The following is a 26,622-nucleotide window of genomic DNA, read 5'->3' on the forward strand; positions in this document are numbered from 1 at the left end:
CTTGCTCCCACAGGTGTACGGCGCTGGAACCGTATTGTGGGAGCAAGGCTTGCCCGCGAAGAGGCCGGGAGCAACGCCGCATAACTAAGCTACAAACTCTTCGCCTTGAACGTATCGCACTGCCCGATCTGCCCCTGCGCAAACCCCGCCTTGAACCAGCGCACCCGCTGCGCCGAGGTACCGTGGGTGAACGAATCCGGCACCACGCGCCCTTGACCCTGCTGCTGCAGCCGATCATCACCAATCGCATTGGCGGCATTCAGTGCTTCTTCTATATCCCCCGGCTCCAGCCAGTTCAGACGCTGTTGAGCGTGGTTGGCCCACACCCCGGCCAGGCAGTCAGCCTGTAGCTCCTGGCGCACCAGCAAGCCACCATCGCCTTCCATCCGTTGCCCGCGTTGGCGTGCCGCATCGACCTGGGCGGACACCCCGAGCAACGTTTGCACATGATGGCCGACCTCATGGGCGATCACGTAAGCCTGAGCGAAATCCCCGGAGGCCGAGAACCGCCGAGACATTTCGTCAAAGAACGACATGTCCAGATACACCTGCTGATCGGCCGGGCAATAGAACGGGCCAGTAGCCGAGCTGGCCAGCCCGCACGCTGAGTTGACGCGCCCGCTGAAGAGCACCAGCTTGGGATCGCGGTACTGCTTGCCGGCTTGCTGGAAGATCGCCTGCCACGTGTCCTCGGTATCGCCAAGAATCGAGCGCACGAATTCGGCCTGCTGATCGTTGGCCGGCGGTGCGCTTCGTGTTTGCGGGGCTGGGGCGCTCTGCTGCTGGGTCATCTGCCCGGTCAGTTGGCCGAGGATCTGCATCGGGTCCTGCCCGGTCAACAGGCCGAAACCGACGATCAACACCACTGCGCCCAGGCTCAGGCCCTTGCCGCCCATGCGAAAGCCGCCACCACCGCTGCCGCCGCCATCGTCGCCGCGCTCGTCCACCACATTGTCGCTGCGCCGGCCTTTTTTCCAGAGCATGGCTAGATCCTTTTATTTCGGGTTATCCATAACCATACGGTTATGTATGCGAGGGTTATTTTCAGTATCGGCCCAGGATGTTTTCCCTGAGACTAGTACCAAGCCTGACCGTGGGCTTTGTATGACAGCAAAAGCTCTCAATAAATCAAATAACAGGAGATCGACATGTCTGATCAAGACACTAGTCGTTTCGTTATCCGTGACCGTAACTGGCACCCCAAAGCCTTGACCCCCGATTACAAGACTTCTGTGCCGCGTTCACCGCGCCAGGCCTTGGTCAGCATCCCGCAAACTGCCAGCGAATCCACCGGCCCCGACTTCTCGCACCTCAAGTTCGGTGAGCACGACCACGACCTGCTGCTCAACTTCAACAATGGCGGCCTGCCCATCGGCGAGCGCATCATCCTTGCCGGCCGCGTGTGCGATCAGTACGGCAAGCCGTTGCCGCACACGTTGGTCGAGATCTGGCAGGCCAATGCCGGCGGGCGTTATCGCCACAAGAACGACCGCTACCTGGCGCCGCTCGATCCTAACTTCGGCGGTGTCGGCCGCATGCTCACCGACAGCGAAGGCTATTACAACTTCCGCACCATCAAGCCGGGCCCGTACCCGTGGCGCAACGGCCCGAACGATTGGCGCCCGGCGCACATTCACGTGTCGGTGAGCGGCCCGTCGATCTCCACGCGTCTGATCACCCAGCTGTATTTCGAAGGTGATCCGCTGATCCCGATGTGCCCGATCGTCAAGTCGATCGCCAACCCTGAAGCGGTACAGAGTCTGATCGCCAGGCTCGACATGGCCCACGCCAATCCGATGGATTGCCTGGCCTATCGCTTTGATATCGTGTTGCGCGGTCAGCGCAAGACGCACTTTGAAAACCGTTGAGGGGGACACGCTCATGCCTATTCAACTGCTGAATGAAACCCCTTCGCAGACCGCCGGCCCCTACGTGCATATCGGCCTGGCCCTGGCGGTCGCCGGCCTGCCACCGCGGGAGCAGGAACTGTGGAACCGCCTGGCCAAGCCCGAGGCGCCCGGCGAACACATCCTGTTGCTGGGCAACGTCTACGACGGTAATGGCCACCTGGTGCGCGATTCGTTCCTGGAGTTCTGGCAGGCGGACCATCAAGGCCGCTATCAGCCCGAATACAACCAGGAAAACGCTTTCAACAGCTTCGGCCGCACGGCGACCACCTTCGATGCCGGTGAGTGGACGCTGAACACCATCAAGCCGGGCGTGGTCACCACCAGCGCCGGTGTACCGATGGCGCCGCACATCAACGTCAGCCTGTTCGCCCGGGGGATCAACATCCACCTGCAAACGCGCCTGTACTTCGAGGATGAAGCCGAAGCCAACGGCAAATGCCCGATCCTCAACCTGATCGAGCAACCGGCCCGCCGCGAAACGTTGATCGCCAAGCGTTGTGAAGTCGACGGCCAACTGGCCTATCGTTTCGATATTCGTATTCAGGGCGAAGGCGAGACTGTGTTTTTCGATTTTTGATCGATGATGTCGCGAGGGGGCAAGCCCCTCGCGGCAGTCAATGCTGTCAGGCATCCCACTGCGGCGCGAAATCCGGGTTCACCAGCCGCTGATTCTTCGGCAACCCTGCAATCAGCGCCCGATCCTCATCATCCAGCTGCACCTTCAACGCCTCAAGATTGTTCTGCTGGTTGGCCTGGCTGGCGGCCTTCGGAATCGCCGCCACATTCGCCTGATCCAGCAGCCACTTCAACGCCACCTGCGTCGGCAGCACCCCATGCTTGGCGGCGATCTGCTGTAGCTCGGCGATGTGCGACACCTTGTTGCGCACCAACGGGCTATACGCGGTCAGCGCCATATCGTGCTGGCGGGCGTAGTCGAGCAGCGCGGTCTGCCCCAGCGTCACGTGGTACTCCACCTGGATGGCGGCCAGCGGCGCATTCAGCTCCTCGACTACCTTTTTAAGCAGCGGCAGCGGGAAGTTGGCCACGCCGATATTGCGCGCCCTGCCGTCTTCCTTGAACGACACCAGCGTCTCGATGGTCTTGGCCAGGTCCCAGTCCTTGCCCGGCCAGTGGATCAGGAACAGATCGACGTAATCGCTGCGCAGGGCATGGAGGGTGGCCTCGAACGAAGCGCGCATGTCGGCCGGCTGCAACTTGTCCCACCACACCTTGCTGGTCACGTGGATCTGCTCGCGCGCCACCCTCGACTGCTCCAGCGCTTTGCCCACTGCGGCTTCGTTGTTGTAACCGGCGGCGGTGTCGATGTGCCGATAGCCGAGTTCCAGCGCTTGCACCACGGCATCGGTGCATTCATCGCCGAGCATGGGCCAGGTGCCGAGGCCCAGCTTGGGCATTTTCAGGTTCAGCTTGTTGGTGATGTTGTCCACGTTGATCTCCTTGTGACGGGTAACGGGCACCGGCGGCTATTCATAAGCACAAACGCCGGCGATATGGCGTGCTGCGATGTAGCCGAAGGTGAGGGCCGGGCCGAGATTGATACCGCCCGCCGGGTAGTGGCCGCCCATGACGCTGGCCATATCAGTGCCGGCGGCGTAGAGGCCGGCAATGGCCTGGCCGTCGGCATCCAGCACCTGCGCGTGCGCGTTGGTCTTGAGCCCGGCGAAGGTGCCGAAGCTGCCCGGCCGGACCTTGACTGCATAGAACGGCCCTTGCTCGATAGGCGCGACGCAGGGATTGGGTGTGTGCAACGCGTCACCCTGCTTGCGGTTATAGGCTGTGCTGCCGCGGCCGAATTCAGGGTCTTCGCCCAGCCGGGCGTGGCGGTTGAATTCACTGACCGTGGCATTCAGGCCCTCGGCATCGATACCGCAGGCGTGGGCCAGCTCGGTGATCGTGTTGCCGATCTTCAGGTAGCCGGAGCGCACATAAGGGGCCACCGGAATGGGGAAGGGCCGCGAGATACCCAGCCCATAACGGCGCTGGAACGGCTGGCTGCAGATCAGCCATGAGGCGACTTCTTCACCGGGCGCGGCCTCGACCATGGCCTTGGCGTAATCGTAGTAGCCGCCGGCTTCATTGACGAAACGCTTGCCGTTGGCCAGCACGCCGATGATCCCCGGTTTGCCACGCTCGATGATGTGCGGGAAATGCCCGACACTGCCATCGGCGTAGGGCACCGCCGAGACCGGGCACCAGGCCACGGGCGAGGCGAGGTCGGTGGCCACTTGCGCGCCGACGCTTTCGCCCAGGCGCAGGCCGTCGCCATTGGCGCCCAACGGCGGCAATGCCAAGTGTTCTGCACCGGTCGGCGTGCGGGGGAACAGTGCCTTGCGCCGCTCGATATCGTTGGCGAAGCCCCCGGTTGCAAGGACCACGGCCTTGCGCGCGCGGATCGCCACGGGGCCTTTTGGCGTATCGATGTGGGCCCCGGCGACACGGTTTTGTTCGTGGATCAGCTCGGTAACCGGCGCCGATTCCCACAGCAGCACGCCCAAGTCCTCAGCCGATTTGGCCAACCGCGCCACCAGCGCCACACCATTGACCAGATGCGTGGCCTGACCCTTGATGGCCAGGCCCAGTAGATGCCGAGTCAAGCGCTTGCCCACGTGCAGCGCCGAGCGCCACGAGCGGGTCAGGGTCAGGAAGGCGGTGAGGTCGGCGCCGGCCATGATCGGCATGCCCAGGAACGAAGTCTCGCGCATCGTGCGGCGCAGCCGTTTGAGCAGGCTGCCCAGCTGATAGGCGTTGTAGGGCGCGGCGATCACCGAGCGGCCTCCGGTGCCGGCGCCGGGCGTATCGCCATGGATGTCGGCGATACCGTTACCATCGGCGAATTGCAGCGCGGTGTGGCGCTCGAAGAACGACACCATGTGCGGCGCCGCTTGCAGAAAGGCATCGACCCGCGCGGCGTCAAAATGTTCGCCAAGCTCGTGTTCGAGATAGGTGCGAGGCGCGGCCGGGTCTTCGTTGATGCCGGCGCGTTGCGCCAGCGGATTGCGCGGCACCCACATCCAGCCACCGGACCAGGCGGTGGCGCCGCCGAACACTGGGTCTTTCTCGACCAGAATCACCTTTTGGCCATGCCAGGCGGCCGTCACGGCGCAGGCCAAGCCGGCGGCGCCGGAACCGATCACCAGCACGTCACAATCGACGGTGGCGCGTATCACTGGGCGGGCAGACATCAACATTGCTCCTCGCGCTCGGTTCGGCTTGGGGGCGGATGTTGTAGTATTGTGGAACCGAGTTCCATATTCTATGGTTGCGAGTGGCCGATCGCCAAGAGGCGGGCCGCCGCAAGTGTTCGAAGATCGCACATCACTTGCCTCTCACCTCTGCAGCGAGGGGTTATTCATCATTGACCGGACTCCGTTGAACCATGGCTGGTAGTCAAATAGAACGCGCCTTGAGCCTCCTGGAAAGCCTGACGGGTGATGCCCGCGGGCTGCCGATGCAGGCCCTCGCCGAGCAGTTGCAGATACCCAAGAGCGCCGCTCATCGCATGCTTGCCGAGCTGATCCGCCTGGGGTACGTGCGGCAGAATCCGGATAACAGCCGTTATCAGCTGTCGACCAAACTCGTGGCCCTGGGTTTTCGTTATCTGGCCAACAGCGGCGCCGACATCGTCCAGCCCATTCTCGATCGCCTGGCCCAGGAAACCTCCGAGCTGGTACGTCTGGGGGTGGTGGAGGGCGACCACCTGACCTGGATTGCCAAGTCCCAGGGCGCGCGCTCCGGCCTGCGGTACGACCCGGACATGGGGCGCGATGCGCCGCTGTTCTATACGGCGTCCGGGCACGCGTGGCTGGCGCACCTGAGCGATGCCCAAGCGCTGGCGCTGGTCGAGGCTCAGGGCATCGCCGACCCGGCGGACTTCGGCCCTCAGGCACCGCGCAACAATATCGAGCTGCTCGATCGCTTGCGCTTGGCCCGTGAGCGCGGCTATGCCTGGGTGGTCGAAAGCTCGGCGGTGGGCATGTCAGCGTTGGCGGCGGCGGTACGCCATCCGCTCAGTGGCCAGGTAGTGGGAGTGCTGAGCGTGGCGGGGCCGACTGCGCGCCTTGCGGAGGCGCGCATGCATGAGTTGTCCGCGGTGCTGGTGGGGGCGGCGGCAGAACTGTCGAATGCCAGCCCGGCGTCGGAGATGTTTGGTTGAGGTGTGAACGGGCAATAAGGCCCTCAGCAGCGACCGCTACTTCCCAGTTGCAAAAAAACTGGAACTAGGTTCTAAATAAAAAATATTCGCCGTTCGAGACTTCCATGAGCCAACGCATCATCTCCCTCGCCGCGCTCACCGTGCTCGAGCTGTCCCCTCCCGACATGATCGAAGTCGCAGCGCGGGCCGGTTACAGCCATGTCGGTCTGCGCACCGAGCCGGCGACCCTCGAAGAACATCATTTCCCTCTGCTGCGTGACGCCGAGCTGCGCCGCCAGACCCTGGCACGCCTGCGCGACACCGGTATCAAGGTGCTGGACATCGAAATCCTGCGGCTCAAGCCCGACACCCGTGTCGCCGACTTCGCGGTGCATCTGGCGGCCGGCGCGGAGTTCGGCGCTGGCGAGTTGCTCGTGGCCGGCAACGACCCCGACGAACAACGCATGACCGAGCGCTTCGCCGAACTCTGCGACCTGGCCGCGCCCTACGGCATCCATCCGCATCTGGAGTTCATGCCCTGGACCGACTGCAAGCGTTTCACCGACGCGCAACGTGTCGTCGAAAACGCCGGCCGCGAAAACGGTTGCGTGCTGATCGACGCCTTTCATTTCGATCGCTCGGGCTCGCGTCCTGAACAGATCGCTTCACTGTCGCCCTCGCGCATGCGCTATGCGCAATTATGTGATGTGATTGGCCCCAGGCCCGATGACATGGCCGAGATCCTGCGCCAGGCGCGGCAGGAGCGGCGTTTTCCGGGGGAGGGCGACTGCGACCTTGTCGGCTTGCTGCGCGCGCTGCCGCCAAGCCTGCCATTGAGCCTCGAGATCCCTACGCAACGCCTGCTGGAGCAAGGTGTCAGCGCGCTGCAACGTGCGCAAATGGCCATCTACCACACTCGCCGCGTACTGGAGCGTCTATAGCCCCATGAGTACAACCAACACGTCGTTGACCGCCACCAGCCAGCCTTTCAAGGGCATTCTGGTGATGTTGTCAGCGACTCTGCTGTTCGCTGGCCACGATGTGTTGTCCAAGTACCTGTCGGGCTTTTACCCGGTGATGCTGGTCATTTGGGTGCGTTACCTGATCCACACGCTGTTGATGATGGGCATCTTCCTGCCGCAGTCCGGCTTGCGCGTATTGCGCACCAAACGTCCGGTGCTCCAGGTGGTGCGCGCGCTGTGTCTGCTCGGCACCAGCATGCTGTTCGTCACGGCCCTGCAATACATCCCGCTGGCAGAGGCGACTGCGGTCAACTTCCTCGCGCCCTTGCTGGTGACAGCGCTGTCGGTACCGCTGCTCAAGGAGAACGTCAGCACCGGCCAATGGATCGCCGTGCTGGTGGGCTTTTGCGGGGTGATGGTGATCGTGCATCCCGGCGGAGAACTGTTCACCCCCGCGATCCTGCTGCCGTTCTGTTCGGCACTGTGTTTCAGCTTCTATCAACTGCTGACCCGGCTGGTGGCGCGGGTCGACAGCCCGACCACCAGTAATTTCTTTGCGGGCATTTTCAATACGCTGCTGATGAGCGCTATCGTGCCGTTCTACTGGCAGTGGCCGACGTTCTGGCACGGGGTGTTGATGCTGGCGCTGGGCGGCTGCGGGATGGGTGCCCATTTGTTTCTGACTCAAGCCTTCCGCCACGCGCCGCCGGCGGTATTGGCGCCCTTTGGTTATGCGCAGATCGTCTTCGCGGGAATCCTGGGGTATCTGATTTTCGACCACACGCCGAGCCTGACCGCGCAGATCGGCATTGCGGTGATCTGCGCCAGCGGTATCGCCGCGGCATGGTTGCAGCGGCGGGCATCGCGCAAGATGTGAGCGGTGTGACACGTCCTTCGCGGGCAAGCCTTGCCTCCACACGGGTACACCTGTGGCAGCAAGGCTTGCCCGCGAAGAGGCCCGCGAGACTGCCGCAGAATCAGGCCTGATCCAGCACCGGCACCTTGCGTGGCGCCATCAGGTACAGCCAGCTCAGGGCGATGAAGTACATCACCGGGATCAGCGTGAACAGCAACGCGTAGTTGTTGTTGGTCTTGGTCAGCACATAGCCGACGATCTGGGTCATGAACATCCCGCCCACTGCCGCGCACATGCTGCCGAAACCGAACACGGTGCTCATCATGTGCTTGGGCGTGTAGTCCATCACTACGCTCCAGATATTCGCGGTCCAGGCCTGATGCGCGGCGATCGCCACCGAAATGGCGGCGACGGCGACCCATAGGCTGGTGGCGCCGGCGGCGAAGATCACGCTGATGATGGTCAGGGCGAACACCAGCATCGACACCAGGCGCGCCTTCACCGGCTGCATGCCGCGGCCGATCAACCAGGAAGACAGAATCCCGCCGCCGATGCTGCCAAAGTCCGCCGCTACATAGATGATGATCAGCGGAATGCCCATCTGGGTCACGTTGATGCCCAGGTTGTATTGCTGATTGAGGAACGGCGGCAGCCAGTACAGGTAAAACCAGAACACCGGCGCCGTGCACATGAAGGCCCCGGCGAATGCCCAGGTGCCGCGCATGCGCAGGATGCGATGGAAGGGCACGCCTTGCTGATCCGGCTCGGGTTCGCCCATCACGTAGGCGCGCTCGGTTTCGCTGAGGCGCGGGTGATCTTCGGGATTGAAGTATTTCAGGCCCCACAGCACTGCCCAGAACAGCCCCAGGAAGGCAATGCACAGGAACGCCGCCTGCCAACCCCACACACTGAGGATCAGCGGCAGCATCAGCGGCGTCAGCAGGGCGCCGACGTTGGTGCCGGCGTTGAAGATACCCGTGGCGATCGCCCGCTCGCCGGCCGGGAACCACAGCCGCGTGGTCTTCACGCAGGCCGGGTAGTTGGCGGCTTCGGTCAGGCCGAGGATGAACCGGCAGACCATGAAGCCCGCCGCCGAAGTGGCCAGCCCGTGGGCGCCGGTCGCCAGGCTCCACAACAGTACGGCGCAGAAGAACACCCGTTTCACGCCGATCTTGTCGATCAACCGCCCTTGCAGCAGGAAGCCGACGGCATACCCCACCTGGAACCAGAAGTTGATGTTGGCGTAGTCCATCGCCGTCCAGCTCATTTCCTTGGCGAGGATAGGCTGCATGACGCCCAGGGCGGCACGGTCGATGTAGTTCAGGGTGGTGGCAAAGAACACCAGGGCGAGCATGCCCCAGCGGGTTTTGCCGACGGCCAGGCCACTGCGGATTTTTTCACCGATACCTGGCGTCGCGGCCTTGTCGAGTGGACGGGCTATCGCAGACATGAGCATTTACCGTTTGTTGAAATTTTTATGGGCGACTCTCAGGGTCTATGCACTGAGTAGGAGTAACCTGAGGCCCTGGCTGGCATTTAACACCTGGAAGGGCTTCACTAAGGGGGTGGATGGTGCTGATCATCAAAGGTATCGTCAATTAACAACGCGGTGGTCTGGCCGATTATCGCACACAAAACTAACCGGTTCGTACGCACTCAATTGCGCTATAGAATCGTCACCAACAGAATTCTCGCCCAAGATCGGCCCGCACTTTCAACCTGCGGGCCGGCGTGTCCGAAACCTGGCGCGCACTGGAAACAGGGCCTGCAGCAAGGCCGTTTCAGCCGCCATTTGGAGTGGAAACATGCACCGTTCGATTGCCACCGTCTCCTTGAGCGGTACCCTGCCGGAAAAACTCGAAGCCATTGCCGCTGCGGGTTTCGATGGTGTCGAGATCTTTGAAAACGACCTGCTGTATTACGACGGCAGCCCGCGTGAAGTCCGGCAGATGTGCGCCGATCTGGGCATCGACATCACCCTGTTTCAACCCTTTCGCGATTTTGAAGGTTGCCGCCGCGACAAGCTGGCGCGCAACCTGGACCGGGCCGAGCGCAAGTTCGACCTGATGCAGGAGCTCGGCACCGATCTGGTACTGGTGTGCAGCAACGCCTCCGCCGATTCGGTGGGCGACCAGCAGATTCTGGTAGACGACATGCGCCTGCTCGCCGAGCGCGCCGGCGCCCGCAATCTGCGCATCGGCTACGAAGCGCTGGCCTGGGGCCGCCATGTCAATACCTATGAGCAAGTCTGGGACATCGTCCGGCAGGCCGATCACCCGAGCCTGGGCGTATTGCTCGACAGCTTCCACACCTTGTCGCTCAAGGGCGACCCGAGCGCCATCGCCAATATCCCGGGCGACAAGATCTTCTTCGTACAAATGGCCGATGCACCAATCCTGGCCATGGACGTGCTGGAATGGAGCCGCCACTTCCGCTGCTTCCCGGGGCAGGGCGAGTTCGACCTGGCCAACTTCCTCGCGCCGATCATCAAGTCCGGCTACACCGGCCCGCTGTCGCTGGAGATCTTCAACGACGGTTTCCGCGCTGCACCGCCGCGCGCCAACGCGGCCGATGGCCTGCGTTCGCTGCTGTACCTCGAAGAGAAAACCCGCAAGGTGCTGGAGCAGGAAGCCGAGCCGGTACCGAACATCGATATCCTCTTCTCGCCGCCCGAGGCCAGCACCTACGATGGCGTCGAATTCCTCGAGTTCGCCGTCGACGAAGCGCTGGGCGCCAAGTTGGGCCACTGGTTCCAGCGCCTGGGCTTTACCGCGTCGGGCAAGCACCGCTCCAAGGCCGTCGAGCTGTATCGCCAGGGCGATATCAACCTGATCCTCAACTCCGAGCCGTACTCCTTCGCCCACAGCTTCTTCGAATCCCACGGGCCGTCGCTCTGCGCCACGGCGATCCGGGTCAAGGATAGCGCCAGCGCGCTGCAACGGGCCATCGACTACCGCGGTCAGCCTTATCGCGGCCTGGTCGGCCCCAACGAGCGCCATCTGGCTGCCGTGCGCGCCCCCGATGGCAGCCTGATCTATCTGGTCGATCAGGACGCCGACGGGCGCACCATCTACGACACCGATTTCGACATCAAGCCATTGCCGCCGAGCACCGTCGGCCTCAAACGCATCGACCACATGGCCATGGCCCTGCCGCCAGACAGCCTCGACAGCTGGGTGCTGTTCTACAAGAGCCTGCTGGACTTCAAGGCGGACGACGAGGTGGTGCTGCCTGACCCGTACGGGCTGGTCAAGAGCCGTGCGATCCGCAGCCGCTGCAGTACCATTCGACTGCCGTTGAATGTCTCGGAAAACCGCAATACGGCGATTTCCCATGCACTGTCGACCTACCGCGGTTCGGGCGTGCATCACATCGCTTTCGATTGCGACGACATCTTCGCCGCCGTCAGCAAAGCCAAGGAGTCGGGCGTGGCATTGCTCGATATCCCGCTCAACTACTACGACGACCTGGCAGCGCGCTTCGATTTCGATGACGAATTCCTCAGCGAACTGGCGTACTACAACGTGCTTTACGATCGTGACGCCAACGGCGGCGAGCTGTTTCACGTGTACACCGAACCGTTCGAAGATCGCTTCTTCTTCGAAATCATCCAGCGTCGCGGCGATTATGCTGGCTACGGTGCGGCAAACGTAGCGGTGCGCCTGGCTGCCATGGCCAAGGCCCGCGCCGGTGGCATCCGCCACGCAAAACTCTAAGTCGAAGCGACAGCCTGCGGGGCGACGTCTGATTCAGGCGCCTGCAGGCTTCCCTTACCCCGGCCACGGACTTCATAATTGGAGCTGATTCACGTCGGCCACGAGCGCCCCATGACAATAATTCAAGACCCTGGCGTCGAGCCTGCCGCGGCTCCGCGCAAATCGCGCAAGAACAACCCTGAAAAGACCCGTGAGAATATTCTGCAGGCGGCCATCACCGAGTTTGTCCTGCAAGGCTTGGCGGGCGCCCGCGTCGATGCCATCGCCGAGCGCACGCAAACCTCCAAACGCATGATCTATTACTACTTCGGCAGCAAGGAGCAGCTCTACGTCGAGGTGCTCGAGAAGCTCTACGGTGATATCCGCAACACCGAGAACGACCTGCACCTGGCCGAACTTGATCCTGTCGAAGGGATTACCCGGCTGGTGGAATTCACCTTCGATCACCACGATCGCAATGTCGATTTCGTGCGCATCGTGTGCAACGAAAACATGCACAAGGGCGAATACGTCAAACAGTCCGAGACGATCCGTTCGATGAACAAGAGCGTGTTGCTGGCGCTGGACGAGATATTGCTGCGAGGGGCCAAGCTGGGGGTCTTTCGCGGTGGTTTGCAGGCGATCGATGTACACCTGCTGATCAGTTCGTTCTGCTTCTATCGAGTGTCCAACCGCCACACCTTTGGCGAGTTGTTCCAGGTGGACTTCGGCGATGCGCAGTTGCGCCAGAGCCATCGGCAGATGATCTGCGATTCGGTGCTGCGGTATTTGCTGGTTTAGTCCGCCAATCTACGATGATGCGGCGGGCCCATGCGCGGGCAGAGCCCGCTCCCACAGGTGCACGCGATACCCTGTGGGAGCGGGTTCTGCCCGCGAAAGGGATGATCAGCCATTCATGCTATTGAAGTGCTCGACCATCCGTTGGGCATCGGGCTCGATGCCACTGAACAGCTCGAACGCCTTGACCGCCTGGAACACCGCCATGGTGCCGCCGTCGAGGGTCCGTGCACCCAGCGCCCGGGCTTCGCGCAGCAGTTCGGTTTCCAGCGGGAAGTAGACGATCTCCGCTACCCACAAGTCGGCGCGCAGCAACGCCTTGGGTACTGGCATGCCCGGCAGTTTGGCCATGCCCATGGGCGTGGTGTTGACCAGGCCGTCGGCGGCGCCGACGCTGGCGCTCAGGTCGGTGCCGAGCACCGCGCGCTGGCCGCTGAAATGCTCATTGATGTTGTCGACCAGTGCCTGGGCACGGCTGGCTTCGACGTCGAAAATCGTCAGTTGCTGCACACCTTCGGCGATCAGCGCATGAGCCACGGCCGCACCGGCGCCGCCTGCGCCCATTTGCACCACGCGTTCACGGGCGACACCGGCCATGCCGCGCTTGAAGCCTTCGCCAAAGCCGAGGCAGTCCGTGTTGTGGCCGACGCGTTTACCGTCCTTGAGCACCACGGTATTGACCGCGCCGATGCCGCGGGCTTCGGCGGACAGGTCGTCGAGCAGGGGGATGATCGCCTGCTTGCAAGGGAAGGTGATGTTCAGGCCGGTATAGCTCATGCGCTCGGCGGCGGTGAGCAGTTCTTCGAGGTGACTGGTGTCGAGTTGCAGCTTGTCGAGGTCGATCAGCCGATACAGATAGCCCAGGCCCTGGGCGGCACCTTCCTGCTCGTGCAGGGCAGGGGTACGGGACAACTGGATGCCGGCGCCGATCAGGCCGGCCAGGACGCTGGCTTTTTTATTCTGGGACATACACGAATGCCTTTGTTGGTTCCAAGTGGCCGGCCGGCGAGGGCCGTGGGAGTGCCACACGAGCGCAGACGGACGAGCGTCCACGCCATTGTTATTTTGGGTTCCTGCGGACAGGTTCACGGGCGACAAGGCGCTTGCCAGTAAATTGTACTAACCAGTTAATTTGGTCAAATGATTTCGTGTGAATTCGGAGTGGGCTTTGATGCGATTGGCTTGTTCGGCCGGTATCCATTTGGTATGACCCCGGATATCACGTTGGTCATGCAAGCCGCACCGTACGGAGTCACAACTGCCAGTCGAGTTGCCGGCGATCGGGATCGGTGTGTTCTCCGGGCCAGGTGCTACGGATGTCGATCTGCCGACCTTTGCTTGAATGCCCGCTAGGTTGAATGCGGGCAGGGGGCGGATGATGCTCGACAGGTCGTTGCTGGGTGGGCATTATTGATGTTGTTGGCGGTGAGGACCGACATGCTCAGAGTTCGCTCATTTCCAGTTATCCCATTGTGGTTTTTAATTTCAAGTGATGGAAGTGATGTCGAGTGCCGATGCGCTGCTAATCAAGAATTCCGGTCTCCGATGCCACGCACAAAGCCGTTGCTGCACCAGATAAAAATCCTGAGAGTACCTTGTTACCACACCTCCGTTATGGTTTTTTAGTCGTATAAGTCGAAACCGTACTTCCCCACTAAGTAGGTCAATATAAGGCTGAAGATCAGTCCTATACGAGTGCAGTACAGTATTTTTAATAGTCGTTTGATATGCGGCGGCAGATTCTGTAGGTCCTGATCGTTTATTTCGGCTCGGTCAACGTGCCCAGACGGGAAGGTCACGCATGCTGCTAATGTGCCGATATACCGAAAATACTTAATAATGATGTCATGTTTGGAGGGGGTATTTAATTTTATCAGTGGTGAGTTGGGAAAGTAATCGGCAAGTTCAGTGGTTCTTGTTTTGGCTATGTAGAGTGCTATTGCCAGCCAAATTAGCATGCCCAGTAGTATGATGGCGCCAATGCAAGCATGAATGAGATACGGGGTACTCATTTGGTTGTCCTATAGATGATATCACCGGTAGCGGAGCCAATTTTCTCACCAAACAAACCGAGTCCGTAAGTTGCGCCGCCTACCACTACTAGCGCGCATGCTATACCTCCCGCCGTCGCCGTAGCAGCGCCAATTCCAATACAGAGTGTGGTTGCTTCGGCTGAAATGCCTGTGGCAGCAATGACACCAGCTAGGGTACCTCCTATAAAGCCACCGGTTTCAGTAAACTTGATTCGTTCACACGCTGCGGACTCTCCAGCAGTGCAAACGGCTTGGACTTTGCTATAGGATGCGCCTGCTCCTACCGCGACGCCGATCCAGCCACCGGCCTGGATTATTTTTGTGGCAGTCGCTACTCCTTGTAGGTGCGTCGCATACCCAGGAATTTGTCCTGGGGCGCCCACCTTGGTCCAGTGATGCACCAAACTACGGGTAGAAATTCCGAGCGCAGCCTTAAGATTTTGATGCTCGGAAAATCCCGCGATGTTACGAGTGAATAACCCCAAGCGAGAATGAAGTTGTGCCATTAAAATCTTTCGCTCGGCAAAAAATGCAGAAGAGCGTAGATGACCGTCACGCAGGAATGCGTCCTGATGGAGAGTCTCAATTTTTTTGAGTAGCGCCGCAAGCTCCTGAAGATACTTGGCATACATTGCTGTGCCCGCGCTCACCGATGTCGAGCTATAACTCAAAAACGTAGCGATCTCTTCTCTGTGCTTCATCATGAAATTGGCGTCTTCCGGGCTTAGCCTTTCGAGCACCTCATTGGCACTGGCCGCCGCGCTCATCAGCACGGCCTCTTCCCGAGTACAGCGATGATTGTTGGGATCACTCAGGACTATGATCGAACCGGCCTTGACCAGATACGGCCCGGAATTAAGCGCGTTGAACTTGTCCAACACTGCCTTGCTGGGCGAGGTGAGCAGTCGCGCCCCTAATAAATGTCGGGGGATGTTGGTTTCCACAATGTGAAAGCCCGGCTCTTCGCCTGTGCCTGCGCCAGTGGCAACGGGGGGCGCGACAGTGCTGTGAGGTGTTTGGGCGTTTGCAGCGTATACCCGTGAGCCGACAGACTCGGCAACCGCAGGTGCCGCCAGCCGGACTCCCGGCGCAGCGCTGTAATCAGACTCGTAGCGAACATCCTTTGAGGGGTACAACGTCGCGCGGCATGGGCAGCCGCTGATGCTGTCGAGGTTGCCAGCCACAAGCTTGCCGCTGCTGGTCATGTAGTGTATGCCGCCCAGTATTCGGTAAACCTTGCCGTCCTTGCCGCACGAGACTTGATCGCCCTCACGGGCTCGGAGGATGCCGAACATGTTGACCAGGGAATCCCCCTCAAGAACCCGCCCACCACAGCTGGTCTTGTCGCCCACACCGATCATGAATCCGGTCGCCATGAAATCCCTCTCTCGCTTTTGGGTTTTTAGAGGGACAAGGCTAGAAAAATCTGCAGGGCGTTGATATGAGAACAATCTGATTTTTGCGGGGATTTTTCCTGTTTGTTCAGGCGATCCAGCAGGTAGACGGCTGCGCACGGCTTCCACGATCAAGCCCGCTGACCATTGATGCATCCTCGGGCCCATCGCACAGCGCTCGCCTTCACCTTTTCAATCAGCAGCTTCAGTAAGGCGAGCGGGGGCCGGTATTGGATCACTGACCGGGGTCACAGTGCCCGTATCGCTGTCGTATCCAAACGCAGAATTTATCGGTATCAACTTCGCGTCACATGGACAGCCGCTGAGGCTATGCAGCGTGCCAGCGACGTTCGTACCTGCGACCTTGATGCCGGAATAACCACCGGCGATCGGATAAGTCCTACCGTCTTTGCCACAAGAAACTGGGTCCCCCTCACGTGCCAGCGGCGCACCTTCCATCAACCAGCCGTGAAATCCATCCAGTACTCGACCGCCGCAGGTCGTCTTGTCACCTGCGCGAAGACAATGTCCCCATTCCATGATGTTTCCCTCTGATCTTTATTTATGCAGAGACCAAGGCTAGGAAAGTTGGGCAGAGATGACTATGAGAACAATCTGATTTTTGCAGCGGAAATTGACGCGGAGATATCGAGTAGAACCGGCCTGATGGGCGAATCATTTGAGCCGCAGGCCAGCGCGGATTCATGACCAGCGTTGCAGGCAACCGTTGCAAGGGCGCAGTCCTCGCAACGGCATTCGATCAACGCCTGACCAGCATCACGCCCGATTCCATATGGTGGGTATACGGAAACTGGTCAAACAACGCACAGCGCTCGATCCGATGGGTGTCGTGCAGTTGCGCGATATTCTGCGCCAGGGTCTCCGGGTTGCAGGAGATGTACAGGATGTTGTCGAAGCGCCGGGTCAGCTCGCAGGTGTCCGGATCCATGCCGGCGCGGGGCGGGTCGACGAATACGCTGGCGAAGTTGTAGCTCTTGAGGTCCACGCCTTCGAGACGGCGGAACGGCCGCACTTCATTCAGTGCTTGGGTCAGTTCTTCGGCGGACAGGCGTACCAGGGTGACGTTATCCACGCCATTGTCAGCCAGGTTGTGCAGCGCGGCGTTCACGGACGTCTTGCTGATTTCGGTGGCCAGCACTTTACCCACTCGGGTCGCCAGGGGCAGGGTGAAGTTGCCGTTGCCACAGTACAGCTCCAGCAGGTCATCCTGGCGCTCGCCCAAGGCATCGAAGGCCCAGCTCAGCATCTTCTGGTTGACCGTGCCGTTGGGCTGGGTGAACGCGCCTTCGGGCTGGCGGTAACGGAAGGTGCGACCACCGACCTGCAGCTCCTCGACCGCGTAATCGCGGCCGATCACCACACGTTTGCCTTTGGAGCGGCCAATGATGCTGACGTCCAGTTCCTGCGCGAGTTGCTCGGCGGCGGCGTGCCAGTGCTCGTCGAGCGGGCGGTGATAGCACAGCGTGACCATGGCATCGCCGGCCAGTGTAGTGAGGAACTCGACCTGAAACAGTTTGTTGCTCAGCGCTGCATTGCCCTGCCAGGCCGCCTTGAGGCGCGGCATCAAGTCGTTGATGCGCAGGCTGGCGATGGGGAACTGTTCGAAAAAGATCGGCGTGTTTTTGTCGCCCGGCGCGAACATCGCGTACAGGCGCTGGCCGTCTTCGCGCCACAGGCGAAACTCGGCGCGCAGCCGATAGTGCTCGCGCGGCGAGTCGTACACGCTCGGCTCGGGGGCATCGAAAGGCGCCAGCAGTTCACGCAGGCGCGCGACCTTGGCCTGCAGTTGGGCGTCGTAGCTCGAGGGATCGAAGACAGCACTCATGCGTTGTACCAGCCCAGCTTGATGACGAACAGAATGGAGAGAATGATCAGCGCCGGGTTGAGGTCCTGGCGACGGCCCGACAGCAGCTTGATCGCCGTCCAGGTGATGAAGCCGAAGGCGATGCCGTTGGCGATCGAGTAGGTGAACGGCATCGCCAGCGCGGTGACCACGACGGGTGCGGCTTCGGTAATGTCATCCCAATTGATCTCGGCCAGGCCAGAGCACATCAGCACTGCTACGAACAGTAGCGCCGGTGCCGTGGCGTAGGCCGGCACGCTGCCTGCCAGCGGGGCGAAGAACAGTGCCAGCAGGAACAGGATCGCTACCACCACCGCAGTCAGCCCGGTACGGCCACCGGCGCTCACGCCTGCTGCCGATTCGATATAGCTGGTGGTGGTCGATGTGCCGAGCAACGAGCCGGCCATGGCCGCCGTGCTGTCAGCGATCAATGCGCGGCCCATCTTCGGCATGTGGCCGTCCTTGCCCATCAGGCCGGCGCGTTTGGCGACGCCAATGAGGGTGCCGGAGTTGTCGAACAGGTCAACGAACAGGAAGGCGAAAATCACGCTGACCAGGCCGATATCCAGCGCGCCCTTGATATCCAGTTGCAGGAAGGTCGGCAGCAGCGACGGCGGCATGGAGACGATACCGCCGAACGGGCTGAAGCCCCCGACGATCGAGACGATGGTCACCGCCAGAATGCCGATCAGCACCGCGCCACGCACCTTCAGCGCTTCAAGGCCGACGATCAGGAAGAAGCCCAGAATCGCCAGCACCGGCCCAGGCGCCCTGAGGTCACCGATCCCGACCATGGTCGCCGGGTTGCCGACCACGATCCCGGCCTCATGCATGCCGATCAATGCCAGAAACAAACCAATGCCGGCGGCAATCCCCGAGCGCAGCGGAAGCGGGATGCTGTTGACGATCCACTCGCGGATGCGAAAGATCGACAGCAAGAAGAAGCACACCGCCGAAATGAACACCGCCCCCAGCGCCACCTGCCAGGTATGGCCCATGTGCAGGACCACGGTGTAGGTAAAGAAGGCGTTGAGGCCCATGCCCGGCGCCAGGGCGATCGGGTAGTTGGCGATCAGGCCCATCACGGTGGAGCCGATGGCGGCGGCCAGGCAGGTGGCGACGAACACCGCGCCCTTGTCCATGCCGGTCTCGCCGAGGATGCTCGGGTTGACGAAGAGGATGTAGGCCATGGCCAGGAACGTGGTCACGCCCGCCAGGATTTCGGTGCGCACAGTGGTGTTGTGCGCCTTGAGTTGAAACAGCCTTTCCAGCATGCCTGCCCCCGCAATGGATGTAACGACCCGTAGAGCACAGCACAGCCTGCGCCAGGTCGCAAAAAAGCCGGGCATGATACCAGTACCGGCCCGAAAACAAGAGCCCGTTCAGCCCCCTTGCCTATCCCTGTGGGAGTAGGCTGTGGCCGCGAAGCTTTTCCAGGCGCCGCCTGCGCAGCAACAGTCAAGAACTTCGCGGGCAGAGCCCACTCCCACGGGGCGATTGAGTGGATTTACTGTTACTGATTCTGCAACACAGTTCCCATCGGGTGAGGCAATTGGCCACGCGGCAATAGACCACGCGGTCCGTCGCAGGGAATGGGTCTACTCTTTTACAGATCATTGATCCAGGTCAACGCTTGCAGCCTGCAAGCGGGTCGTGGCCATTGCTCGCAATCCCTGCGTATTCAGACCCTGAAATTGCCGTGCTCCCTATGCGCAGGGGCCGTTGGCCTGGTTAGCCGCCAGTCCGCATTACCCTGATAGAGGAAGCTATATGTTCGGTTTAGAGGCAATAGATCTCGCCCGAATGCAGTTTGCGTTTACGGTTTCGTTCCACATTCTCTTCCCTGCCATCACCATCGGTCTGGCCAGTTTTCTGGCAGTGCTCGAAGGTCTCTGGCTGAAGACCCATGACGACACCTACCGCGATCTGTATCACTTCTGGTCGAAGATTTTCGCCGTCAACTTCGGCATGGGCGTGGTCTCGGGCCTGGTCATGGCGTACGAGTTCGGTACCAACTGGAGCGGATTCTCCGACTTCGCCGGTGCCATCAGCGGTCCGCTGCTGACCTATGAAGTACTCACCGCATTCTTCCTCGAAGCAGGGTTCCTCGGCGTCATGCTGTTCGGCTGGAACCGCGTCGGCCGTGGTCTGCACTTTTTCGCGACCGTCATGGTGGCGATCGGTACGCTGATCTCGACGTTCTGGATCCTGGCCTCCAACAGCTGGATGCAGACCCCGCAGGGCTACGAAATCGTCGATGGCCGTGCGGTGCCCGCCGACTGGCTGGCGGTCATCTTCAACCCGTCGTTCCCGTTCCGCCTGGCGCACATGTCGATCGCCGCGTTCGTCGCTACCGCGTTCTTCGTCGGTGCTTCGGCGGCCTGGCACTTGCTGCGTGGTCGCCGTACTCCGGCCATCAAGCGCATGTTCTCCATGGCCATGTGGATGGCGCTGATCGTCGCGCCGATCCAGGCCTTCGTCGGTGATGCCCACGGTCTGAACACCCTGGAACATCAGCCCGCGAAAATCGCTGCCATCGAAGGCCACTGGGAAAACGTCGGCAACGAGCCGACCCCGCTGGTGTTGTTCGGCTGGCCGGACATGAAAGCCGAGACCACGCGCTTCAAAGTCGAAGTGCCGTACCTGGGCAGCCTGATCCTGACCCACAGCCTGGACAAGCAGATCCCGGCGCTCAAGTCCTTCCCGCCTGAAGACCGCCCTAACTCGACGATCATCTTCTGGTCGTTCCGGGTCATGGCTGGCCTGGGCATGCTGATGATTTTCGTCGGCCTGTGGAGCCTCTGGCTGCGCAAGCGCGACGCGCTCTACACCTGCCGTCCGTTCCTGTACCTGACCCTGTGGATGGGCCCATCGGGCCTGATCGCGCTGCTGGCGGGCTGGTTCACAACCGAGGTCGGTCGTCAGCCGTGGGTCGTGTATGGCCTGCTGCGCACCGTCAATGCGGTGTCCAATCACAGCGTCACGCAGATGACCATCACCCTGGTGACCTTCGTCGTCGTGTACTTCTCGCTGTTCGGCGTGGGCCTGGGCTACATGATGCGCCTGGTGCGCAAAGGGCCTAAAGCTCACCACGATGACCAGCCGCACGGTGGCCCTGGCCAGCAGCGTACACCGGCACGTCCACTGTCCGCCGCCGATACTGGCGAGCACAGCGGCCACGACAGCTTGAGCAAGGGGAACTGAGTCATGGGTATTGATCTTCCACTGATCTGGGCCGTGATCATCATCTTCGGCGTCATGATGTACGTGGTCATGGACGGCTTCGACCTGGGGATTGGCATTCTTTTCCCCTTCTTCAAGGACAGCAAAGACCGTGACGTGGCGATGAACACCGTCGCGCCGGTCTGGGATGGTAACGAGACCTGGCTGGTACTGGGTGGCGCAGGGTTGTTCGGCGCCTTCCCGCTGGCCTACTCAGTGGTGCTCGAGGCGCTGTATCTGCCGCTGATCTTCATGCTCGTGGGCTTGATCTTCCGCGGTGTGGCGTTCGAGTTCCGCTTCAAGGCCACACCCGCCAAGCAACACATCTGGGACAAGGCCTTCATCGGCGGTTCGCTGGTCGCGACCTTCTTCCAAGGCGTAGCGCTGGGCGCGTTCATCGACGGTATTCCGGTGGTCGGGCGCAAGTTCGCCGGCGGCGGCCTGGATTGGCTGACCCCGTTCAGCGTGTTCTGCGGCCTGGCACTGATCGTCGCTTACGCACTGCTGGGTTGCACCTGGCTGATCATGAAAACCGAAGGCGGGCTGCAGCAGACCATGCACAAGCTGGCGCGGCCGTTGACCCTGTTGCTGCTGGCGGTGACGGGTGCGGTGAGTATCTGGACGCCGCTTGCGCATCCGGACATCCACGAGCGCTGGTTCAGCACCCCGAACCTGTTCTGGTTCCTGCCGGTGCCGATCCTGGTGCTGGTTGCGGTGTACGGCCTGCTGCGCGCTGTAGCGCGTAAAGCGCATTACACGCCGTTCCTGCTGACCTTGCTGCTGGTGTTTCTGGGCTACACCGGATTGGGTATCAGCCTGTGGCCGCACATCGTGCCGCCCTCGCTGACCATCTGGGATGCCGCCTCGCCGGCGAAAAGCCAGGGCTTCATTCTGGTCGGCACCTTGTTCATCCTGCCGTTCATCCTGGGCTACACCTTCTGGAGCTACTACGTGTTCCGCGGCAAGGTGACACCTGAGGATGGTTACCACTAGTCGTCTGTCAGGCGCCCGGGTCCTTGAGGTCCGGGCGTCCTTCTAGGAGATGAGTCATGGTTCACAAAGACGTTGTTACGAATGAACAAGCCGGCGAGACAGTACAGTCGCCGTGGTACAAACGCGTTGGCTGGCTGGTGTTGATCTATGTCGGCAGCGTCGTGGCCTTGGGGTTGTTCGCCATGCTGATCCGTCTGTTCATGACGGCGGCGGGGATGAAGTCTCACTGATATCTGTGTCGACTGAGCTGGCCTCTTCGCCGCCGAAGAGGCCAGTACTGACACGCTGGAATTTGATCCTTACTTGCGCGCCTTGAGCACCACGAACTTGGGCGTCGCCGCCACCTGCTCCACCCCTCTGAACAACCGCGCCAGCTTGCTGTGATAGCCCAGGTGCCGGTTGCCGACGATATACAACGCCCCGCCCACCACCAGCGCCTCGCGCGCCTGCTGGAACATTCGCCACGCCAGGAAATCCCCCACCACCTGTTGCTGGTGAAACGGCGGATTGCACAGCACCACGTCCAGTGAGTCCGCCGGCTGCGTCGCCAGGCCGTCATCGGCGCGCGTGGTCACCGGGCGATCGCCCAGCGCTACCTGCCAATTCTCGGCCGCCGATTGCACCGCCATGTAGGACTCGTCCACCAGGCTGTACTGCGCCTGCGGGTTGGCCAGCGCACTGGCGATGGCCAGCACGCCGTTGCCGCAGCCCAGGTCTGCCACCCGAGCATCCCCAAGGTTGCCCGGCAAGTGCGGGAGAAAGGCGCGGGTGCCGATGTCCAGGCCTTCGCGGCAGAACACATTGGCGTGGTTGAGCAGCTCGATGGCCGGCGCATCGAGGTGGTAGCGCGTCGGGTAGGGCGAGATGGCAATCGGCCGCGGCTGCGCCGTGGCAATCAGCAAGCGGGCCTTCTTGACCGCCAGCGACGCCTGCATCGTGCCGATATAACGCTCCAGCAGATCACCGGCGGCCCGTGGCAAGTGCTTGACCATGGCGGCGGCGATCACCTGAGCGCCCGGCGCCAAGTGGCCCTGCAACCGAATCAGTTGTTCTTCGAGCAGGGCGAGGGTCTTGGGCACGCGGATCAGCACGCGGTCGAACGGGCCCTGCCATGGCCTGCTGGCCGGCACAAAGGTAACCGAGTCGAACGGCTGGTGATTGCGCGTCAGGTTCTTTTCCAGGGCCAGGTGGCCCAGGTACGAGTCGCCGCTGCTGATCAATTGGCACTGCCCGCTAAGGCTCACCGCCAAGGCGCCGAAGCTGTCGTTGAGCACCAGTACCCGGGTGCTAGCCGGCAGTTGCTGTTCGGCCAGATGATTGAGCAGGTATTCATCGGCGGCGTCGAACGCCTGCAGCGGTTCGTCCGGCTGGTCTGGCTGGCGGATCAGGTCGAGCTGGGCGTAGGCGGTTTTGAGCAGGGGCATGGCAAGCGGACACGAGAGCGGCGGAGGCGGGTGATTCTACGGGGTTTTTGTAGGGCCTGCTGGGGATGACATTACAAACCGGCGGTGTTTATCTGCTGCCGTTTGCGGGAAACTGTCGCCATCAGTTCAATGGAGCGCGTCATGTCCGCCAGCGCAGAAAAATTTACCCGTCAGACCATCACCCATGTCGAACCGCTGACCCCCAGCCTGTTTATCCTGCGTACCACCCGCGATGCCGGGTTTCGTTTCGTGGCCGGGCAGTTCGCGCGCCTGGGGGTGACCAAGGCCGACGGCACGGTGGTATGGCGGGCGTATTCGATGGTGTCGTCGCCCCATGACGAGTTTCTCGAGTTCCTCTCCATCGTGGTGCCGGGCGGTGAATTCACCAGCGAGCTCAGTCGCCTGAAGGTGGGTGATGAATTGTTGGTGGAGCGCCAGGCGACGGGCTACCTGACCCTCGATCGTTTCGTCGATGGCCGCGACCTGTGGATGCTGTCGACCGGTACCGGCGTGGCGCCGTTTCTGTCGATCCTGCAGGATTTCGAGGTGTGGGAGAAATTCGAGCGCATCGTCCTGGTGTACAGCGTGCGCGAAGGGCGCGAGTTGGCGTATCAGGAGCTGATCGCCGGCCTGGAGTCGCGTGAATATCTAGCGGACTACAAAGGCAAGCTGACCTTTATCGGTACGGTAAGCCGTGAGGATTACCCCGATACCCTGCGGGGCAGGATCACTGGGCTGATCGACAACGGCGAGTTGGAGGCCAAGGCCGGTGTGGCGCTGACGCCGGAGCATTCGCGGGTGATGATCTGTGGCAATCCAGAGATGATCGACGACACCCGCAAGTTGCTCAAGGCGCGCGACATGCAGCTAAGCCTCAGCCGCCGACCGGGGCAGGTGGCGGTGGAGAATTATTGGTAAGCGGTGGTTTGATCTTGCGCACGCTTGCCCGCGAAAGGGCCGGCAGCCCGATCGCGAATCCAGCAGGCTCAAACCAGCCGATCAGGCGCCGCTACAGTCGGAACCGCTTTGGCATTCTGATCCTTGAGCAAATCGCGGATCTCGCCCAGCAGCACTTCTTCCTTGCTCGGGGTCGGTGGCAGGGTTGGAGCCTTGGCTTCTTCGCGCTTGAGGCGGTTGATGGCCTTGACGCCCATGAAGATGGCGAACGCGACGATGATGAAATCGATGACCGTCTGGATGAATTTGCCGTAGGCCAATACCACGGCCGGGGCGTTGCCTTCCGCTGCCCGGAGGGTGATCGCGAGGTCGCTGAAATCAACGCCACCAATCAATAACCCCAGAGGCGGCATGATCACATCGCCGACAAAGGAGGAGACAATCTTGCCGAATGCAGCGCCGATGATGATACCAACGGCCATGTCGACTACATTGCCCTTGACCGCAAAGGCCTTGAATTCACTTAGCACGCTCATTTAGATATTCCTTGTTACAGATGAGGTTGGTCGACGCAGTGTAATTCAGCCTTGTTTCATGCTCTACGCCCGTTTTTAGTGACACGGTTATTAGCGAGAAGTTTTGTCGAATTTGAGCCTAGCCCTATTCGCGCGCCGCGCCGCAAAGTTTCATCCAGCCATTGCTCACCTTGTAGAGAGGGGGCTTGCCCCGGATTGCATGGGGTCGGAAAAACACATGGGTGCCTGGTCCACCGCATTGAGGAGAAGCCCCCTCACCACAGGTAAGTGTCTGGCCACGGGCGGCGGCAGGCGCGGTATCATGGCGACTTTTGCCCCAGGAGTTTCCATGGCCAAGGCCAAGCGCATGTACGGCTGCACCGAGTGCGGCGCCACCTTCCCTAAATGGGCCGGGCAGTGCGGCGAGTGCGGTGCGTGGAACACCTTGGTGGAAACCGTGCTCGACCAGACCTCCGCCGCACCGCCCAGCGGGCGCACCGGCTGGACGGGCCAGCAGGCGCAGATCCGGACCTTGGCAGAAGTCAGCGTCGAGGAAATCCCGCGTTTCTCCACCGCGTCCGCCGAGCTGGATCGCGTCCTGGGGGGTGGCCTGGTCGATGGGTCGGTGGTGCTGATCGGTGGCGACCCCGGTATCGGCAAATCGACCATCCTGTTGCAGACGCTGTGCAATATCGCCACGCGCATGCCGGCGCTGTACGTCACCGGCGAAGAATCCCAGCAACAGGTCGCCATGCGTGCGCGGCGCCTGGGGTTGCCCCAGGACAAGCTGCGGGTCATGACCGAGACCTGCATCGAGGTCATCATCGCCACGGCCAAGGTCGAGCAGCCCAAGGTGATGGTGATCGACTCCATCCAGACCATCTTCACCGAGCAGTTGCAGTCCGCTCCCGGCGGCGTGTCCCAGGTCCGCGAGAGTGCGGCGCTGCTGGTGCGCTACGCCAAGCAGAGCGGCACGGCGATCTTCCTGGTCGGCCACGTCACCAAAGAAGGCGCGTTGGCGGGGCCGCGGGTGCTGGAGCACATGGTCGATACCGTGCTGTATTTCGAAGGCGAATCCGATGGCCGCTTGCGCTTGCTGCGCGCGGTGAAGAACCGCTTCGGCGCCGTCAACGAGCTGGGCGTGTTCGGCATGACCGATCGTGGCCTCAAGGAAGTCTCCAATCCGTCGGCGATTTTTCTGACTCGTGCGCAGGAAGAAGTGCCCGGCAGCGTGGTCATGGCCACGTGGGAAGGCACCCGGCCCATGCTGGTCGAAGTGCAGGCGCTGGTGGACGACAGTCATCTGGCCAACCCGCGCCGCGTCACCCTCGGCCTCGACCAGAATCGCCTCGCCATGTTGCTGGCGGTGCTGCATCGCCATGGCGGCATCCCCACCCACGACCAGGACGTGTTCCTCAATGTGGTGGGCGGCGTGAAGGTGCTCGAGACCGCGTCGGACCTGGCCTTGCTGGCGGCGATCATGTCGAGCCTGCGTAACCGGCCCCTGGCCAACGACCTGCTGGTGTTCGGCGAGGTCGGGTTGTCTGGCGAAGTACGCCCGGTGCCCAGCGGCCAGGAGCGCCTCAAGGAGGCCGCCAAGCACGGCTTCAAACGCGCCATCGTGCCCAAGGCCAACGCGCCGAAGGAGAATCCGCCTGGATTGCAGGTCATTGCGGTGACGCGGCTGGAACAGGCGCTGGATGCATTGTTCGAGTAAACCGATGCTGACCCTTGTCGACAACCGCGCCGATAATGGCGAGGAGCGCTGGGTTGGCATTGGCTGGAGGGTTTGCGGGTGGGTGTAGTGGTTTTCACCAGGTCGACAGGAAATGTCATACGCTTCATTTCGGCCCGCAGGGCCACACGTGAAGTTACTGCGCCATTACCTACAGGCGCATCAAGGCAG

General features: G+C 61.5%; 23 protein-coding genes. 12 read left to right on the forward strand and 11 right to left on the reverse strand.

All coding sequences use genetic code 11. From position 1 onward, the window contains the following. Nucleotides 1-89: 89 nt before the first annotated feature. Nucleotides 90-983: a neutral zinc metallopeptidase gene (locus LIX93_RS22930; protein ID WP_226506353.1), complete on the reverse strand. Its 894-nt coding sequence runs from the start codon at nucleotides 981-983 to the stop codon at nucleotides 90-92. Between the two features lie 165 nt (nucleotides 984-1,148). Here LIX93_RS22930 and pcaH point away from each other — a divergent pair, with 165 nt between their 5' ends. Beyond that, nucleotides 1,149-1,868: a protocatechuate 3,4-dioxygenase subunit beta gene (gene pcaH / locus LIX93_RS22935; protein WP_226506354.1), complete on the forward strand. Its 720-nt coding sequence runs from the start codon at nucleotides 1,149-1,151 to the stop codon at nucleotides 1,866-1,868. A gap of 13 nt (nucleotides 1,869-1,881) precedes the next feature. Beyond that, nucleotides 1,882-2,487, forward strand: coding sequence for a protocatechuate 3,4-dioxygenase subunit alpha (gene pcaG, locus LIX93_RS22940; protein ID WP_226506355.1), 606 nt, complete (start codon nucleotides 1,882-1,884; stop codon nucleotides 2,485-2,487). 46 nt (nucleotides 2,488-2,533) lie between these two features. On the opposite strand, the gene LIX93_RS22945 is transcribed toward pcaG, so the two are convergent. Continuing rightward, nucleotides 2,534-3,325 (reverse strand): aldo/keto reductase, encoded by a 792-nt coding sequence (locus LIX93_RS22945; RefSeq protein WP_226506478.1) that lies wholly within the window; start codon nucleotides 3,323-3,325, stop codon nucleotides 2,534-2,536. A gap of 69 nt (nucleotides 3,326-3,394) precedes the next feature. After that, a complete protein-coding gene (locus LIX93_RS22950; protein ID WP_226506356.1) occupies nucleotides 3,395-5,113 on the reverse strand; it encodes an FAD-dependent oxidoreductase in 1,719 nt (572 codons plus the stop codon). Between the two features lie 194 nt (nucleotides 5,114-5,307). On the opposite strand from LIX93_RS22950, the gene LIX93_RS22955 reads away from it, so the two are divergent. From LIX93_RS22955 to LIX93_RS22965, 3 genes are all read left to right on the forward strand, one after another. Further along, on the forward strand, nucleotides 5,308-6,084 hold the full coding sequence (locus tag LIX93_RS22955) for an IclR family transcriptional regulator (protein ID WP_226506357.1): 777 nt from the start codon (nucleotides 5,308-5,310) through the stop codon (nucleotides 6,082-6,084). A gap of 104 nt (nucleotides 6,085-6,188) precedes the next feature. Continuing rightward, complete coding sequence (locus tag LIX93_RS22960; protein ID WP_226506358.1) at nucleotides 6,189-7,004, forward strand: sugar phosphate isomerase/epimerase; 816 nt, start codon at nucleotides 6,189-6,191, stop codon at nucleotides 7,002-7,004. 4 nt (nucleotides 7,005-7,008) lie between these two features. After that, entirely contained in the window at nucleotides 7,009-7,902 is an 894-nt protein-coding gene (locus LIX93_RS22965) for a DMT family transporter (protein ID WP_226506359.1), read from the forward strand. A gap of 100 nt (nucleotides 7,903-8,002) precedes the next feature. Here LIX93_RS22965 and LIX93_RS22970 read toward each other — a convergent pair whose 3' ends face one another. Continuing rightward, nucleotides 8,003-9,337 carry an MFS transporter gene (locus tag LIX93_RS22970; protein ID WP_226506360.1) on the reverse strand — a complete coding sequence of 445 codons (1,335 nt, stop codon included), beginning with the start codon at nucleotides 9,335-9,337 and terminating at the stop codon, nucleotides 8,003-8,005. A gap of 349 nt (nucleotides 9,338-9,686) precedes the next feature. Between LIX93_RS22970 and quiC the strand changes: the two genes are divergently transcribed. Continuing rightward, nucleotides 9,687-11,597: a 3-dehydroshikimate dehydratase QuiC gene (quiC, locus tag LIX93_RS22975; RefSeq protein WP_226506361.1), complete on the forward strand. Its 1,911-nt coding sequence runs from the start codon at nucleotides 9,687-9,689 to the stop codon at nucleotides 11,595-11,597. Nucleotides 11,598-11,708: 111 nt separating this feature from the next. Then, complete coding sequence (locus LIX93_RS22980) at nucleotides 11,709-12,377, forward strand: TetR/AcrR family transcriptional regulator (RefSeq protein ID WP_226506362.1); 669 nt, start codon at nucleotides 11,709-11,711, stop codon at nucleotides 12,375-12,377. A gap of 105 nt (nucleotides 12,378-12,482) precedes the next feature. On the opposite strand, the gene LIX93_RS22985 is transcribed toward LIX93_RS22980, so the two are convergent. The 5 genes from LIX93_RS22985 to LIX93_RS23005 all read right to left on the reverse strand — a co-directional run bounded on the left by LIX93_RS22985 (nucleotide 12,483) and on the right by LIX93_RS23005 (nucleotide 18,939). Then, nucleotides 12,483-13,343 (reverse strand): shikimate dehydrogenase, encoded by an 861-nt coding sequence (locus tag LIX93_RS22985; protein ID WP_226506363.1) that lies wholly within the window; start codon nucleotides 13,341-13,343, stop codon nucleotides 12,483-12,485. Nucleotides 13,344-14,382: 1,039 nt separating this feature from the next. Next, a complete protein-coding gene (locus tag LIX93_RS22990; protein WP_226506479.1) occupies nucleotides 14,383-15,930 on the reverse strand; it encodes a PAAR domain-containing protein in 1,548 nt (515 codons plus the stop codon). Nucleotides 15,931-15,993: 63 nt separating this feature from the next. Next, a complete protein-coding gene (locus tag LIX93_RS22995; protein ID WP_226506364.1) occupies nucleotides 15,994-16,341 on the reverse strand; it encodes a PAAR domain-containing protein in 348 nt (115 codons plus the stop codon). 220 nt (nucleotides 16,342-16,561) lie between these two features. Further along, nucleotides 16,562-17,647: a tRNA (uridine(54)-C5)-methyltransferase TrmA gene (gene trmA / locus LIX93_RS23000; RefSeq protein WP_226506365.1), complete on the reverse strand. Its 1,086-nt coding sequence runs from the start codon at nucleotides 17,645-17,647 to the stop codon at nucleotides 16,562-16,564. Beyond that, nucleotides 17,644-18,939 carry an NCS2 family permease gene (locus tag LIX93_RS23005; RefSeq protein WP_226506366.1) on the reverse strand — a complete coding sequence of 432 codons (1,296 nt, stop codon included), beginning with the start codon at nucleotides 18,937-18,939 and terminating at the stop codon, nucleotides 17,644-17,646. The genes trmA and LIX93_RS23005 overlap by 4 nt, the downstream gene beginning before the upstream one ends. Before the next feature lie 496 nt (nucleotides 18,940-19,435). Here LIX93_RS23005 and LIX93_RS23010 point away from each other — a divergent pair, with 496 nt between their 5' ends. Genes LIX93_RS23010 through LIX93_RS23020 form a run of 3 tightly spaced genes read left to right on the forward strand, consistent with a single transcriptional unit; the run spans nucleotide 19,436 to nucleotide 22,110 of the window. After that, complete coding sequence (locus LIX93_RS23010) at nucleotides 19,436-20,869, forward strand: cytochrome ubiquinol oxidase subunit I (RefSeq protein ID WP_226506367.1); 1,434 nt, start codon at nucleotides 19,436-19,438, stop codon at nucleotides 20,867-20,869. Between the two features lie 3 nt (nucleotides 20,870-20,872). Beyond that, nucleotides 20,873-21,880, forward strand: a complete 1,008-nt coding sequence (cydB, locus tag LIX93_RS23015) for a cytochrome d ubiquinol oxidase subunit II (protein ID WP_226506368.1) — start codon at nucleotides 20,873-20,875, stop codon at nucleotides 21,878-21,880. Nucleotides 21,881-21,936: 56 nt separating this feature from the next. After that, complete coding sequence (locus tag LIX93_RS23020; RefSeq protein WP_226506369.1) at nucleotides 21,937-22,110, forward strand: DUF2474 domain-containing protein; 174 nt, start codon at nucleotides 21,937-21,939, stop codon at nucleotides 22,108-22,110. 69 nt (nucleotides 22,111-22,179) lie between these two features. Here LIX93_RS23020 and LIX93_RS23025 read toward each other — a convergent pair whose 3' ends face one another. Continuing rightward, nucleotides 22,180-23,304 carry a methyltransferase gene (locus tag LIX93_RS23025; RefSeq protein WP_226506370.1) on the reverse strand — a complete coding sequence of 375 codons (1,125 nt, stop codon included), beginning with the start codon at nucleotides 23,302-23,304 and terminating at the stop codon, nucleotides 22,180-22,182. 141 nt (nucleotides 23,305-23,445) lie between these two features. Here LIX93_RS23025 and LIX93_RS23030 point away from each other — a divergent pair, with 141 nt between their 5' ends. Then, the gene (locus LIX93_RS23030; protein WP_226506371.1) at nucleotides 23,446-24,222 is read left to right on the forward strand and encodes a ferredoxin--NADP reductase; all 777 of its coding nucleotides are present in this window, start codon (nucleotides 23,446-23,448) and stop codon (nucleotides 24,220-24,222) included. 68 nt (nucleotides 24,223-24,290) lie between these two features. Here the strand turns inward: LIX93_RS23030 and mscL are convergent, their stop codons facing one another. Then, complete coding sequence (mscL, locus tag LIX93_RS23035; protein ID WP_226506372.1) at nucleotides 24,291-24,737, reverse strand: large-conductance mechanosensitive channel protein MscL; 447 nt, start codon at nucleotides 24,735-24,737, stop codon at nucleotides 24,291-24,293. A 328-nt stretch (nucleotides 24,738-25,065) separates the two neighbouring features. Here mscL and radA point away from each other — a divergent pair, with 328 nt between their 5' ends. Then, the gene (radA, locus tag LIX93_RS23040; RefSeq protein ID WP_226506480.1) at nucleotides 25,066-26,433 is read left to right on the forward strand and encodes a DNA repair protein RadA; all 1,368 of its coding nucleotides are present in this window, start codon (nucleotides 25,066-25,068) and stop codon (nucleotides 26,431-26,433) included. Nucleotides 26,434-26,622: the final 189 nt, after the last annotated feature.

Source organism: Pseudomonas sp. MWU16-30317, assembly GCF_020515695.1.
Classification (GTDB): domain Bacteria; phylum Pseudomonadota; class Gammaproteobacteria; order Pseudomonadales; family Pseudomonadaceae; genus Aquipseudomonas.

Bases quoted from the DNA above. Each gene is read 5' to 3' on its own strand.
- quiC (WP_226506361.1), top strand. From the start codon at position 9,687: ATGCACCGTTCGATTGCCACCGTCTCCTTGAGCGGTACCCTGCCGGAA.
- LIX93_RS22930 (WP_226506353.1), bottom strand. From the start codon at position 983: ATGCTCTGGAAAAAAGGCCGGCGCAGCGACAATGTGGTGGACGAGCGC.
- LIX93_RS22985 (WP_226506363.1), bottom strand. From the start codon at position 13,343: ATGTCCCAGAATAAAAAAGCCAGCGTCCTGGCCGGCCTGATCGGCGCC.
- LIX93_RS23010 (WP_226506367.1), top strand. From the start codon at position 19,436: ATGTTCGGTTTAGAGGCAATAGATCTCGCCCGAATGCAGTTTGCGTTT.
- pcaH (WP_226506354.1), top strand. From the start codon at position 1,149: ATGTCTGATCAAGACACTAGTCGTTTCGTTATCCGTGACCGTAACTGG.
- LIX93_RS23030 (WP_226506371.1), top strand. From the start codon at position 23,446: ATGTCCGCCAGCGCAGAAAAATTTACCCGTCAGACCATCACCCATGTC.
- LIX93_RS22960 (WP_226506358.1), top strand. From the start codon at position 6,189: ATGAGCCAACGCATCATCTCCCTCGCCGCGCTCACCGTGCTCGAGCTG.
- LIX93_RS23005 (WP_226506366.1), bottom strand. From the start codon at position 18,939: ATGCTGGAAAGGCTGTTTCAACTCAAGGCGCACAACACCACTGTGCGC.
- LIX93_RS22950 (WP_226506356.1), bottom strand. From the start codon at position 5,113: ATGTCTGCCCGCCCAGTGATACGCGCCACCGTCGATTGTGACGTGCTG.
- LIX93_RS23025 (WP_226506370.1), bottom strand. From the start codon at position 23,304: ATGCCCCTGCTCAAAACCGCCTACGCCCAGCTCGACCTGATCCGCCAG.
- trmA (WP_226506365.1), bottom strand. From the start codon at position 17,647: ATGAGTGCTGTCTTCGATCCCTCGAGCTACGACGCCCAACTGCAGGCC.
- LIX93_RS22965 (WP_226506359.1), top strand. From the start codon at position 7,009: ATGAGTACAACCAACACGTCGTTGACCGCCACCAGCCAGCCTTTCAAG.
- LIX93_RS22970 (WP_226506360.1), bottom strand. From the start codon at position 9,337: ATGCTCATGTCTGCGATAGCCCGTCCACTCGACAAGGCCGCGACGCCA.
- LIX93_RS22995 (WP_226506364.1), bottom strand. From the start codon at position 16,341: ATGGAATGGGGACATTGTCTTCGCGCAGGTGACAAGACGACCTGCGGC.
- LIX93_RS22955 (WP_226506357.1), top strand. From the start codon at position 5,308: ATGGCTGGTAGTCAAATAGAACGCGCCTTGAGCCTCCTGGAAAGCCTG.
- radA (WP_226506480.1), top strand. From the start codon at position 25,066: ATGGCCAAGGCCAAGCGCATGTACGGCTGCACCGAGTGCGGCGCCACC.
- mscL (WP_226506372.1), bottom strand. From the start codon at position 24,737: ATGAGCGTGCTAAGTGAATTCAAGGCCTTTGCGGTCAAGGGCAATGTA.
- LIX93_RS22980 (WP_226506362.1), top strand. From the start codon at position 11,709: ATGACAATAATTCAAGACCCTGGCGTCGAGCCTGCCGCGGCTCCGCGC.
- LIX93_RS22945 (WP_226506478.1), bottom strand. From the start codon at position 3,325: ATGCCCAAGCTGGGCCTCGGCACCTGGCCCATGCTCGGCGATGAATGC.
- cydB (WP_226506368.1), top strand. From the start codon at position 20,873: ATGGGTATTGATCTTCCACTGATCTGGGCCGTGATCATCATCTTCGGC.
- pcaG (WP_226506355.1), top strand. From the start codon at position 1,882: ATGCCTATTCAACTGCTGAATGAAACCCCTTCGCAGACCGCCGGCCCC.
- LIX93_RS23020 (WP_226506369.1), top strand. From the start codon at position 21,937: ATGGTTCACAAAGACGTTGTTACGAATGAACAAGCCGGCGAGACAGTA.